Here is an 11,702-nt window from a genome sequence, read left to right as displayed (position 1 = left end):
GTCACGAGCAGTGAGAGAGAGGGGGATGCACACGGGTTGGGCACGTGGGCGGGAGGCGAGGCCCCGGGAATGGTTGTGGGCCGTACGGGCCGCACGCGCGCGAAGACCGGGGGTTACAGGCTCCCCGGGTATGGAGTCGGGGTCTTCAAAGGAGCGGAGAAACTCGGCCTGACCTGCCCTTTTCTATGGGCTGGGGGTATCCAGTCTGTGACTGGATGGGGGATTGGATACCCGATTGGACGGGGATGGTTGGACGGGGCACTGGCCATCGCCCGTTCCGGAGGTGGTCAGGGCGTGGCCCTGGCCTTGGCGCTGGGGTGGCCGCCTGCGCGAAGGAGGTCTTCGAAGGCGCGGCTGGTCGCCGGTGTGGGGCGGGTGTCGATCTCGGCGAGGGCCCGTGTCATCAGGTCCCGGGTGCGCCTGACGGCGGCGAGGTTGCCGGTGCGGACGTGGAGTTGGGCCTGCTCGAGGTAGAGCGCCTCGTCGGTTGGCGCCAAAGTGGTCGCCTGCTGGAGACGGGACAGGGCTTCGTCGATGCCTTCCGAGGTGCGGGCCAGTTCCGTCAGCACCGCGACGGCCTGGATGCGCGCGTGTTCACGGTAGGGGTCGATCCAGCCGAACGTGCTGCCCGCGCATAGCTCTCCTTGGTGCAGCGCGGCGGCTCGCTCGCGGGCGCTGCGGCGCGCCTGGGGGCTGGGGGCGGTGGCGGCTTCGCGCCGCGCTTGGTGGAAGGCGGCGAGGTCGCTTTGGAAGTGCCGCGGGTCCAGGTGCCAGCGGCCGGTGCCGTTGCCGAGGATCAACTGCGCGCTTTGGCCTGCTTCAAGGGTCTCGCGGAGCCGGGTGCGGGCGTTGCTGGAGGTGCGGTAGAAGGTGTCCCGGGCGCTGGTGTTGTCGCGGTCGGGCCACAGGTCCTGCCAGATGCTCTCGCCGGCGACGCCTTCGTCGTGGACGGCGAGATAGGCGAGAAGCTCTCCGAGTTTGCCCCGCGAGAGGCTGGGCTGCGGGGTCCCGTTCACGTGCACGGTGAAGGGCCCGAAGAGGGTGAGAGCAACCGGTGCGACGTGGGGCTGCGGTGGCTCGGCGACCTGGCAGACCGAGACGCGCTGCTCCGCCTGCCTGGTGGCGGTCGCCGGTGCTGACTCGGCGGAGTTGCACGGAAGCCCTTGTGGCATTTCCGGCACTGGCGCCAAATCGGAATCCGAACCATTCCCGTCGGGATCGGGCTCGTCATCGCCTTCTGCTTTTGGGTCGGCGAGGGATTCCATTTCCGGATCGGCTGCAGAAGTCTGCGGCGGAACAGGCGCTTGTGTGCGATCCGGAGCTGATTCTCCGGTCGGATCTTCATTGCTCCGACTGCTGGGCGACTCTGCGGCCTGGAGTAGGCGGATGAAAGCTTGCGCTCCCTCGAGGCGCAGGTGGAAGATCCGCAGCGGGCCCGTGGCGTGGCCGAGGAGGCGGGCGGTTCCGTCGTGATGGACTTCAACGGTGGCGCCCTCGTCATCCTTCGTCTGCACGAGGATCGCGCGGACTCCGAGACCGGCACCGACGTCCAGCATGGACAGGAGCCGACGCCGCTGCCGGTCGGGAAGTTGACTGGTGACCAGGTACAGCGGCGCCGGCGCGCAGCCCCCGTCGCTCTGCTCGTGCTGGTCACGGACACGGCCGATCAGCTGCTCCTCGACGCGCGCCAGCGCCTCGTCGATGCCGTCGGTGCCCAGGATCCTGGCAGGCAAGGCGCCGTCGGAGTGCGAGCCGAGAAGCTGGTGCAGGTCGTCGGCGGTGGTGACGACGGTGGCGGCAGGGCTGGTCTGCGGGGTGAGGACGTGGAGCAGGAGGGCACGGACCGCGTCCTCTGCGCCCGGACCGATGACGGACAGCGCGCGGACCGGCAGGTCCTGAAGCAGCTCGTCGAGGGGCAGGAGTTTCCCTGGTTGCTCGCCGAGCGGAACGCCGGCAAGGACCTCTTTCTGGGTGGCGAGGTTCTCTTGAGCCTGAAGGGCGCGGAGGTCCGCGATGAGGGGGTGGTGCTCGGGGCGTTGCCTGACCTGCTCGAGCGTGGGGGGTTCCTCACCGTCGGGCACGTGCACGGTGCGGCGGCGCTTGACCCGCAGTGCGTTCACGGCCAGGGCGGCGGCGAGCGCGACCGAGACATACCCGGCCTCGCGAGGCAGTCGCAGCCCGTGCGACGCCCGGCTGGCGGCATGCCGTGACTCGGCCGGGCCGTGCTCCCGGCGCGGCACGGGTGGGGCTGGCACCGGCGCCAGGTCGCCCTGACCGCCGGCCGGCGCGGGGGAGGACACGGGGCTTGAGGTGGTGTGCGGCGCCGGGCCGACTGGTGGTGCGGGCTGTGCGCCCGGGAGGTTGAGGGTCCAGCCGGGGTAGATGAGATTCGGGTCGACGAACCTTCGGCCATCCGTCTCGGTGTCGTTCCGGTTGGCCGCGTAGATCTCCGGCCAGCGCAGAGGGTCGCCCAGACGTGAGTCCGCCAGCTGCCACAGCGTGTCGCCGGGCCGCACCGTCACCGTGTCCACTCCGGGCGTCTCCGCGGCCGGGTGCAGGGGCGCGGTGGCCGCTACCGGGGCGAGGAGGGGGCTGCCTCCGGCCGACATACCACCGGCTGTGGCCGGGGGCCGGGTTGCGGTGAGCAGGGCGATGAGGATGCCACCGATGAGCAGCGAACCGAGGGTGCGGCGCGCGGTCACGAGCGCGATGCCCGTCGAGCCGCGCAGAGCGGAGAGGTGGCGCAGGGCCCAGCCGATTTCCAGCAGGACGCTTAAGGCCAGCACACCCCAGGTGATCCAGCCGGTGAGCGCGAGCACGGCGAACAGCAGCCGGTCGTCCACCGGTTGTTCCGCAGTGGCGATGACCTGCGCGGTGCTGGGCAGGCCGGTCCCGAGTGCGGTGGACAGCTGTGGTGTGCCGGTGAGCACGAGCGGCAACACGGTCAGCAGACCGATGACGAACAGCGCCTGCACCATGCCGGCCAGCGCCGAGGGCAGACGTGCTGCACGGCGCGTCCGGAGGCGATGCGTGCGCGGGGCCGGCCGGTTCACGGTGTGCTCTGTTCGGCGCGCGCGGTCGTGCCGGCGTGGACGGTGAGGCTGCTGATACCCACCAGCGTGAGCAGGTGGGTGGGAACGGTCCGGGTGACCGCCACCGAGACCGTGTCCGTGCCGACGGTGACGCTGCCGACCGCGCCGACTTTGGCGAGGTAGGCGCGCGCGTCCTGCGCCGCGGCGTCGGGGCGCAGCCGCACGGTCCCGCTGGAGCGCAGCGCGCCCAGGTCCAGGGCCTGGGCGCCGGCGCGGGCGGCGTCCTGGGCTTCGCCCAGCGCCTGCACCTTCGCGGCCAGGGCCTGGCCGAGGTCGGCCGTGATGGCCAGGAACAGCAGCAAGCCGGTCAGCACGACGACGGTGAACGCGGTCACCGAGCCGTCGTCAGCTCCGTTACTGCGAACCTCAGGTTGCCGGCGCCGTACCGGCGCGATCGCAGGCGGCACTACCTTCTCCCGTCGGAAACGTACTCGTAGGAGTCGACCGGCACGGAGGCCGTCGAACGGGACACGTGACTGCCCGGCAGGGGCAGCCCGAGATCGGACAGCTGGGTCGTGCAGGCGACGGTGACCGTGACGTCGCCGCCGGGCGTGAAGTGGCTGGTGTCGGTCGTGACGGCGAAGTCCTGACAGGCGCGGCCGCTGTCGGCCAGGGCCGCGCGTGCGGTCTGGTCGGCGACGCCCTGAGCCTGAACGGTCAGCCGCAGTTGCGAGGCGGCTCGGGCGGCCTGCTGGGCCGCGGAGGCGACGTCCATGTGGGCGTTGACCATCCGCCCGAGCGCGACGGCGCTGAGCAGGAGCAGGACTATGGCCGGGGCGACCAGCATGATCTCCACGCTGGCGGAGCCGCGGTCGCGAGAGCCATCGCGGTTTTGTCGGTGCTGTTCCACGGCGGTTCCTCGCACGGGGACGGCGGTCAAGGGCTTGCGGAGGTCACGGCGCCGGCGTGAGGCCGGTGACGCGTTCGACGGGGCCCGCGGCGCGGGCGGTCACGGGCAGGTGCAGCCCGGGAAAGACGCTCAGGACCTGGCCGTGGACCACCGCGGTGACCTGGTCCGGTCCCCGGGCGACTGTGAGCCGCGGGTTCTGCAGGACGTCGCCGCCGAGTTCGCTGAGCGCCTGAGCACCTGCTCTACGGCCGGTGTCGGCCGTGCCGTCCTCGGCTTGGGCGCGGGCGAGCGCGTTGGTGGCGGCGGCCTTGGCGATGTGCGACGCGTGCTCCAGCAGCGCGAACTGCACGATGCCCATGAGCAGCAGTATCAGCAGGACCATCGCCAGCGCGGTCTCGACCGTCGCCGAGCCCTCGTCCGACAGCGTCGCCTCGGCGGCCGAGGGAGTGACGGGCGGCTGGTCGCCTTGGGGGTTGTGGTTCATCGCTCGGTTCCTCGCTGTGGCCGGGTCACATGTTGATGCTGTTGACCTTGTCGATGACCTTCGAGCTGATCACGCCGATGACGGTGATGGCGAGGATGACCAGCAGGGCGGTAACGATGACGGCCTCGGTGCTGTAGCCGTCGTCGCCGAGGTCTTTGAGCCGGGCGGCGAGGACGCGCAGGCGGGCGGTGAGGCAGGCGAGTTCGTGGTGCATGACGGTCCTGGTTCCTTGAACGGTGGCGAGCCGGAAGCGGCGTTGGGCTTGGTCAGAGGGACTGCATGGCGTGGGCCAGCGAGGGATAGGCGAGGATGCCGAGGAAGCCGGTCATCATCAGGGCGACCGGGATGGCCATGCGTTCCCTCGCGGAGGAGGCCGCCGCTTCGGCGTCCGCGAGCAGGTGCGCGCGCAACGACGAGGCCTTGGCCATGAGGGTGTTGCGGACGCGGGCTCCCTCACCGCCGGCGAGGGCGATCGAGCAGGCGAGCTCGTCCAGGTCGGCCACACCCAGGCGCTGGCCGAGGTCGCGGAGCCGGTCCCAGGGCGGTGTGCGCGTGATCTCGGCCTCGCGCAGGACGAGACGGAAGGCGTCGAACGCCTCTCCCTCTCCCTCCATGGCGGCGTCGCGCAGCGCCTGCTCGACGCCCGCGCCGCCGGACAGCGCGACGCCGGTCATGTCCAGCCACGCGGAGAGCGCGTGGCGGACCGTGTGTCGCCACTCGATGGCGGTGGAGCGCAGCGCGAAGTCCGGGGCGAAGAACCCCGCGGCCCCGAGCACCACCGCGAGCCCGGTCGGGGCGGTCCAGCCCGGCTGGATGCCGAGGACGCTGAGCGCCAGGCACAGCGGCACCGGGGTGACCAGTCCCAGGAGTGCAGCCAGGGCCTTCTCCGCCAGATGCCGCTCGGCCGGCTTGCCGAGCGCATCCAGGTCTGCGCGCACCTTCGGCCCCGGCAGCCCGCAGGCGGCGAGGACAGGTGCCAGTCGGGAGCCGAGCCGTCCGGCCCAGCCCTCCGCGATCCCCATGACCTGAGGCACCGTCACCGCTACCTCGGGACGTGCCGTTGCGGGTGTCGGCCGGGTGAGGCGGGCGACCTCGTCGGTCAGCGGGACACGTCCGGGCCGCAGCGCGGTCACCGCCGTCCACAGACCGCCCCCGACGGCGGCTGAAAGGAGCAGCACGAGCATGGTCATCGCGCACCATCCGAGGCTGGCACGGGCAGACGGTTGGGGGAGTTGAGCAGGCGCGGGCCTTCGCGGAACCGGGCCAGGCGCCGGATCATCGCGAACCCGGCGGCGAAGACCAGCGCGATCCACAGCAGCACCAGCTGACCCGTGGCGGTGCCGAACGGCGCCATGAACGACGCGTCCAAGAGCATCAGGGCGACCGGCATGGCCAGGGACACCGCGGTGATCATCCGCTGGGCGGTGCGGACCCGGGCCTGCGAGGTGTGGACACGAATGCGAGCGCGGGCCTGCTCGCGGGTGGTGTCGGCGAGGGCCGCGAGCAGCTCGGTCAGCCGACCGGACTGCCGGCGCGACGCTGTCACCAGCGCCACCACGACCAGATCAGCCAGGGGGTCGGCGAGCTGGTCAGCGAACTCTCGCAGCGCGGTCGCCAGCGGCATGCCGCCGTCCAGGCGCTCCACCAGCCCGGCCACCTGCGGGCGGATCGCCGCGGGGGCAAGCGGTCCGGTGGCGCGGATCGCCTGCGATAGCCCCGCCGCCGCGGACAGGGTGTCCCGCAGCTGCTCCGTCCACCCGGCCACCGCCTCGACCTGCGCCAGCCGCTGCTGGTGCTCCCGGTCCGGGCCGAGCATCCCGGGCAGCGCCCACGCGGCCCAGGCCGCGACCAACGCGAACACCGGCCACCCCGACACCACCAACACCCCGAAACCCGCGGCCACGCACCCCAACAGCCGCGGGCCCACGGCACGCTGGGCCGCAGCCGGTCTGGCCTTCCAGGCCCAGTCCAGGGCGTGGCGTGGATACAGACTGGCCAGGGGGATGCCGGCCACTCCGCAGTATGCGGTGACCAGCCCCAGGCCCAGCAGCGCGCCGCAGCCCGCGGCGGCGTAGGCGTCCCACGAGGACATCAGCCCACCGTCCTCATCATCGTCATCGAAATCGTCTTGCTTTCAGCGTTGTTGGGCAGACGCGGGTCAGCGGCTGTAGCCGGGATGGAGCTGGTCCAGCAGTTCGCGCAGATGCGGGGACGGTGGAGCGGCACGTCGGGCGCGACGGTCCGGGCCGGGCTCCCACAGCTCGTTGGAGATGATCTGCGCGCCGTCGGCGTCGACGATCTCCCGCACTGACGACACCACCCGCGTGCCGTCCGTGGCCCTGGAGAGCTGGACCACCAGATGCAGCGAGGACGCGATCAGATGGTTGGTGGCCTCGAGCGTGAGCTTCTCCGGCCCCTGGGCCGCGTAGGCGGCCAGCTTCATGAACGCCCCACGCGACGTCGCCGCGTGGATCGAGGACATCGAGCCCTCGTTGCCGACCGAGAACGCGTTGAGCATCGCGACAACCTCAGGTCCCCGGCACTCGCCGACGACGACCCGGTCCGGGCTCATCCGCAGCGACCAGCGCACCAGGTCGGCCTGCGTGATCTCGCCGACGCCCTCCAGGTTCGCCTCCCTGGCCTGGAACGGGACCACATTGCGGTCGCGCCCGCCCCGGTGCAGGTTCAGCTCCAGGGTGTCCTCGATCGTGATGATCCGCTCCCGCGGGTCCGTCTCGTTCAAACAGGCGGACATGACCGTCGTCTTGCCCACCCCCGGGCCACCGGAGAACAGCATGCTCAGCCGGGCGTGGACCATCAGGCGCAGCTCGTGGGCCAGCTCACGGCTGAGCATGCCCAAACCCACGAGGTCCTCCAGCGTGGCCGTGCGCAGCCGGTGCCGACGGATCGACAAGGTCGGCATCCCGTGCGCGTCCAAGGCGGCGAACAGCCTCGACCCGTCCGGAAGCTGCGCCGACAGGCACGGACTCGCGCGGTCGAACCGGCGCTCCTCCGCGCCGCACGACACCGCGACCTGCCGCACCATCTCCGTCAACTCCTCCACCGACCCGGCCACCTGGCGGGTCAGGCGTTCGCGGCGGCCGCCGGCGTAGTGGATGAACACGTGCTCCAGGTCGTTGACGAGGATGTCCTCCACCTCGCCGTCCGCCAGCAGATCCCCGAGCGGGCCCAGCACCGTCATGCCGGCGCGGACCTCGTCGCAGACCCTGGCCTCCGCCTCCTCGTCCAGCGGCGACTCGGCCCGCCGCAGCCGCGCGACCGCGTCCTGCCGCAACTCCTGCTGCAGCAACTTTTCGCTCAGCGCCCAGCGAGCCTCCGCCGTCAAACCCCGCGCCCCGGCCTGCTGCTCCGCCGCCACGAGCTGCCGGCCGATCCTCGTGCGGAACTCCGTCGCAAGAGACCGGACAGCTTCATCCGTCACACTCGCGCTCACGCGCCGCCCCGCAGAGCAAGCGGCGACCCAGTCGGCGAGAGCGCGGCGTGCCCGGCGACAGTGTCGAGCAGATGGTCCAGCTCCCGGGCCAGCACCGCTGCGGCCTCCACCAGCGGATAGTCCCGCCGCCGGGCCTGCCCCGTGAGCCGCCCGCCCAGAAAGACACGGCGCGTCGGAAGACTGGTCCACTGCCCTCGCAGCACCGCGGCCGTGAACGGATCCCACGGCAGCCGCACCACACCCACCGCCCCCAGGGCGCGGGCGATCTCCCGGTCACTCTCCGGGCAGGCCCCGACGACCGCCACCACTGTCGGCAGTCCGCGCTCCGCCGCACGCTGGGCGATCAGCGCGGCGTAGAGCAGCGCGTGACGGTGGCCACGCGTCACCAGCACCAGCGCGTCAGCGCACCCCCACACCCCATGCGGCCGTTGCACGGAGGGGTCGATCCGGCCCATGTCCACCAACCACGGCAGCGGACCGGTCTCAGCCTCCTCCCACAACGGCGCCAGCTCCTCCAAGGCGGCCTTCGCCTGCCCGGGCTGCAGCGGCGCGGTGACGACCGGCACGCCACCCACCAGACCGGCGTACTCCAGCACCCGGTCGTGGGCCAGGCCTTCGCGCCGCGCCATGCCCGCGACCGCCACCAGGCCGGCCTCACCGCCCGCATTGATCACCTGCTGCAGCACTCCGCCGGCCGGATCCGCCTCCCACACCAGCGGCCGCACCGCACCTGAGCGCCACGCGGCCGACGTGGCGCCCACGACGGTTGTGACCCCCGGCCCGCCCGTCACCCCGCCGAAGGCGACGATCCGCCGCCCCACGACCCCGCTCACCGCGCGGTCTCCGAGGCGGCGCCGGTCAGCACCACCGCCGGTGCCGCCTCGGACGCCAGCCGCAGCGCGTCCGCGTCCCCGACGGAGACGGTCAGCACGATCGCCCCCGCCCCGCTCGCGGTGTCCGCCGCCTGCTGGACCGACAGCACCGACGCCTCGACAGCCTGACCTGCGGTTCCCGACGTTGCCGCGTCTGACGGTGCGGGGCTGCTGCCGGTGTCCTCGATCCGCACCAAGTCACCCACGCTCAGCGCCGGATAGTGACCCTCCTTGACCACCAGCGACACGGCGTCCTGACCTGCCGCCAGCGCCGAGGAGTTGACCAGCGCCGCCGTCAGCAGCGTCCCGGCCGGCAACGACGCCGCCGCCCGGTGACCCACGACCAGATCCGTCTGCGACGCGCGAAGCGCCGGCACCCCCGGCAGAGACGAGGCCTCCACCACCCGCACATCCCCCGGGCCGATCACCTGGCCGAACGCGACCGGCCGCGCCAGAGCAAGCACCTCCGTCCGCTGCTGCGTCGCCGACCACAACGCCAGCCCCGCACCAGCCGCCACCACGACCGTCGCCACACCCGCCGCCGCCCGGATCAACGAACGCCGACGCTCCAGACCAGCCTGCTCAAGCCCGCTCGTGGCCCGCAGCACCCAGTCATCGCTCTCAAGCTGCGGCTTCTGCCGCTGCGTCACAAGGCGCATACCAACCTCCCGGCTCCGTACAAGTGAAGAAGAAAATGAAGTCGACGCAGCGGCGCCGTCAGCGTGAATGGACGCCCGTCACCAGCGAGTGGACCTCCTCCACCCGGACCTGGACCGTGGTCGCGGACGTCAGGTCCGGGAACGCGCCCTGCTGACCACCGCCGGCCCAGTCCACGTGCCAGTGCACCCGGACCGTGACCGCGTAGGTCCCACCCGGCTGGTCCGCCGACGGGCGCAGGAACACGTGCCCGCAGTCCGGCGACGCCGCACCGGGATCATCAGCTGGCTGCCAGGGCGTGCCCGGGCCCGGGCAGGTGACCTGCGACCCGTCGCCCAGATCCCATTGCACCGACGAAGGGGTCCCAGTGGCGGTCACGCTCACGCCCGGGACCTGCGCCGTCGCCGTGACCGGACGCCACTGGACCGGTGGGATCCACATCCACGTCGGGACCCGCACCACCTGGAAGCCCGCCGGGTTGAACGACACCGCAGGGGAGGGCAGTACGAGCTGGCTCTCCGCCTGTCGCGCCACGACCACCGGACTCACCGCAGGAGCCGGCTGGCCAGCCGCCGCCCACAAAGGCAGGGCGGGTCCGCCGAACTGGCCTCGGTTGAAGCCCTCGCCACAATCGAGGCTGTACCACTGCCCCCTCGACCCGTCAGTCCCGGTCGTCATCCCGCTGACCGGCACGTAGGTACAGACCGGACGCGAGCCCGGCTTCTTGTCCGGGTTGGGCGCATTGCTCGAGGTGCCGCTTGCTTCGGTGCTGGATGCGACTAACTGACACTGAGGGCCAGGACAGGCGACTTGGGCATACCCATGTCCGCCGTCATCGGCTCGGGCTGGCCCCGGTGAGGCTGCGAGAATCAGTGCGCTCAGGAGCAAGGCGCAGACCTGCCCCATCAGCAGCTTCCCTTTTTGCCGAGGAGTTGCTGGCTGACCAGCCATCGTTGCCATCGCGGATCGAACGTGACTGCTGCCTCGCTCCAGTGACGACCACCGGGAACCGAGTCCGCGAGCCTGTGCGTGGAGGCGCCGTACTGTAGCCAGTTGCGCATATCAACGCAGTCCGCGATCTCAACCGTGTTCGGGTGATCACTAGGCGCGACCGAGAAGACCCTGGGCGTGCTCACGGGGGTGCCGAGAAGGACGAGGCCTTGCCGCTTGTTCAGAGCAAAGCTTGAGGACCAGTTGGAGAGCACATCCCCGGTCATGTACCGGCCCAATTCCGGATTCCTCCAGTCCGAGGTCCCGCCGAGTCGGGCGAGGTCGCTCCACATCCCCTGGTATGCCGCGAGAGCTGCCTGCGCGGCCGCCTGCTGTGCAGGTGTCCCTTGGGACGAGGCCCAGGGAGCCGGAAGCACGGATGCAGAACGGGATGCCGAGGTCCGTGGTGAGGCCACGCCAGAACCAGTGGATGACGCAGCGTCACTGGCTTGCGCCGAGTGCTGTGAAGTGGCGCATCCGGCCAGCACAGCGGTCGTGTACGCCGCGACCAGCACAGGAACCCACACTTGCTGCGTGAGCTTGTGCATCATCAGGGCACTCCTCCCCACGTTGCGCGGAAACCGTCCGCACTCGGATCGCGACTGTCTGTTACGAGTAGAGATGCCAGGATGCCTTGGAAGTTTCCCGCCGTATACGGAAGTCACCCCTGGGTGGTACGGATACGACTCAATCAACGCTCTTTCCAGGGATATTCGAGCCCAAGTCACTGCAGCCGGTTGACGAGCACGACCACGAAAGTCGCTCCGAAGAGGAACGGGCCGAGCGGCAGACGCTGGACCCCTCCGGGAGTGCGAGGTGGCAGGAGGCCGGCAAGGGCAGCGCCTGAGAAACCCAGCAGGGCGGCATCAGCAACGGCCCACCAACCGATGGCGCCGAGGAGTGGAGCAAGAAGGCCCGCGCCGACCTTCACGTCCCCCCAGCCGAGTCCGCCTCGCGAGAGGATCGCCAGACCGGCCAGAACTACCCCGGACACCGCTCCGGCCGCGAATGCGCGCACCGGCACTGCGGGACCCCCTTGGGCAGTCGCCGAAATGGCGATGAGCGCGAGCACAACCGGGATCGCAGGCAAGACAATCGCATCCGGCAGTCGCAGCAGCGCCACATCGAGCGTGCAGAGAACTGGCCCGACCACGACAAGAACGAACCAGTAGGCGGGAGCCGCGGCCGGCGGCGGAGGTCGCTCGTACAAGACGGCGGCAGTGGTGCCCGCTGCGACCACGACGGTAGGCCACCGGCACTTCAGCACCGTGATCACATCCGCGCGTCGCGCGTCGCGGGATGC

13 protein-coding genes are annotated in these 11,702 nt (G+C 71.2%); all 13 read right to left on the bottom strand.

Annotated features, from left to right (window positions below; all coding sequences use genetic code 11):
* Positions 1–287: 287 nt before the first annotated feature.
* Positions 288–2,978: an AfsR/SARP family transcriptional regulator gene (locus TR48_RS19370; RefSeq protein ID WP_152628046.1), complete on the bottom strand. Its 2,691-nt coding sequence runs from the start codon at positions 2,976–2,978 to the stop codon at positions 288–290.
* 71 nt (positions 2,979–3,049) lie between these two features.
* Positions 3,050–3,427, bottom strand: a complete 378-nt coding sequence (locus tag TR48_RS19365; RefSeq protein ID WP_042368943.1) for a hypothetical protein — start codon at positions 3,425–3,427, stop codon at positions 3,050–3,052.
* 71 nt (positions 3,428–3,498) lie between these two features.
* Positions 3,499–3,888, bottom strand: coding sequence for a TadE/TadG family type IV pilus assembly protein (locus TR48_RS19360; protein ID WP_268873585.1), 390 nt, complete (start codon positions 3,886–3,888; stop codon positions 3,499–3,501).
* Positions 3,889–3,985: 97 nt separating this feature from the next.
* Complete coding sequence (locus tag TR48_RS19355; protein WP_052442790.1) at positions 3,986–4,426, bottom strand: TadE/TadG family type IV pilus assembly protein; 441 nt, start codon at positions 4,424–4,426, stop codon at positions 3,986–3,988.
* Positions 4,427–4,451: 25 nt separating this feature from the next.
* A complete protein-coding gene (locus TR48_RS19350; protein WP_042368939.1) occupies positions 4,452–4,640 on the bottom strand; it encodes a hypothetical protein in 189 nt (62 codons plus the stop codon).
* Between the two features lie 52 nt (positions 4,641–4,692).
* Complete coding sequence (locus tag TR48_RS19345; protein WP_042368937.1) at positions 4,693–5,616, bottom strand: type II secretion system F family protein; 924 nt, start codon at positions 5,614–5,616, stop codon at positions 4,693–4,695.
* The gene (locus tag TR48_RS19340; RefSeq protein WP_042368935.1) at positions 5,613–6,518 is read right to left on the bottom strand and encodes a type II secretion system F family protein; all 906 of its coding nucleotides are present in this window, start codon (positions 6,516–6,518) and stop codon (positions 5,613–5,615) included. The genes TR48_RS19345 and TR48_RS19340 overlap by 4 nt, the downstream gene beginning before the upstream one ends.
* A 66-nt stretch (positions 6,519–6,584) precedes the next feature.
* On the bottom strand, positions 6,585–7,805 hold the full coding sequence (locus tag TR48_RS19335) for a TadA family conjugal transfer-associated ATPase (protein ID WP_152628044.1): 1,221 nt from the start codon (positions 7,803–7,805) through the stop codon (positions 6,585–6,587).
* A gap of 71 nt (positions 7,806–7,876) precedes the next feature.
* Positions 7,877–8,713 (bottom strand): hypothetical protein, encoded by an 837-nt coding sequence (locus TR48_RS19330; protein ID WP_042368931.1) that lies wholly within the window; start codon positions 8,711–8,713, stop codon positions 7,877–7,879.
* The gene (locus tag TR48_RS19325; RefSeq protein ID WP_042368928.1) at positions 8,710–9,411 is read right to left on the bottom strand and encodes an SAF domain-containing protein; all 702 of its coding nucleotides are present in this window, start codon (positions 9,409–9,411) and stop codon (positions 8,710–8,712) included. Before TR48_RS19325 ends, TR48_RS19330 begins: the two co-directional genes overlap by 4 nt.
* 58 nt (positions 9,412–9,469) lie before the next feature.
* Positions 9,470–9,958 (bottom strand): hypothetical protein, encoded by a 489-nt coding sequence (locus TR48_RS19320; RefSeq protein ID WP_152628043.1) that lies wholly within the window; start codon positions 9,956–9,958, stop codon positions 9,470–9,472.
* A gap of 356 nt (positions 9,959–10,314) precedes the next feature.
* Positions 10,315–10,950 carry a hypothetical protein gene (locus TR48_RS42055; RefSeq protein WP_152628042.1) on the bottom strand — a complete coding sequence of 212 codons (636 nt, stop codon included), beginning with the start codon at positions 10,948–10,950 and terminating at the stop codon, positions 10,315–10,317.
* A gap of 173 nt (positions 10,951–11,123) precedes the next feature.
* On the bottom strand, positions 11,124–11,702 hold a 579-nt coding region (locus TR48_RS19315), incomplete at its 5' end, for an A24 family peptidase (RefSeq protein ID WP_439654481.1).

This window comes from Streptacidiphilus neutrinimicus, from assembly GCF_000787815.1.
GTDB lineage: Bacteria > Actinomycetota > Actinomycetes > Streptomycetales > Streptomycetaceae > Streptacidiphilus > Streptacidiphilus neutrinimicus.
This window is presented reverse-complemented; position numbering and strand designations above follow the sequence as displayed.

Excerpts from the sequence above, each read along its gene's own strand:
- TR48_RS19345 (WP_042368937.1), bottom strand. The coding sequence starts at position 5,616 with ATGACCATGCTCGTGCTGCTCCTTTCAGCCGCCGTCGGGGGCGGTCTG.
- TR48_RS19350 (WP_042368939.1), bottom strand. The coding sequence starts at position 4,640 with ATGCACCACGAACTCGCCTGCCTCACCGCCCGCCTGCGCGTCCTCGCC.
- TR48_RS19370 (WP_152628046.1), bottom strand. The coding sequence starts at position 2,978 with ATGGTGCAGGCGCTGTTCGTCATCGGTCTGCTGACCGTGTTGCCGCTC.
- TR48_RS19355 (WP_052442790.1), bottom strand. The coding sequence starts at position 4,426 with ATGAACCACAACCCCCAAGGCGACCAGCCGCCCGTCACTCCCTCGGCC.
- TR48_RS42055 (WP_152628042.1), bottom strand. The coding sequence starts at position 10,950 with ATGATGCACAAGCTCACGCAGCAAGTGTGGGTTCCTGTGCTGGTCGCG.
- TR48_RS19340 (WP_042368935.1), bottom strand. The coding sequence starts at position 6,518 with ATGTCCTCGTGGGACGCCTACGCCGCCGCGGGCTGCGGCGCGCTGCTG.
- TR48_RS19325 (WP_042368928.1), bottom strand. The coding sequence starts at position 9,411 with ATGCGCCTTGTGACGCAGCGGCAGAAGCCGCAGCTTGAGAGCGATGAC.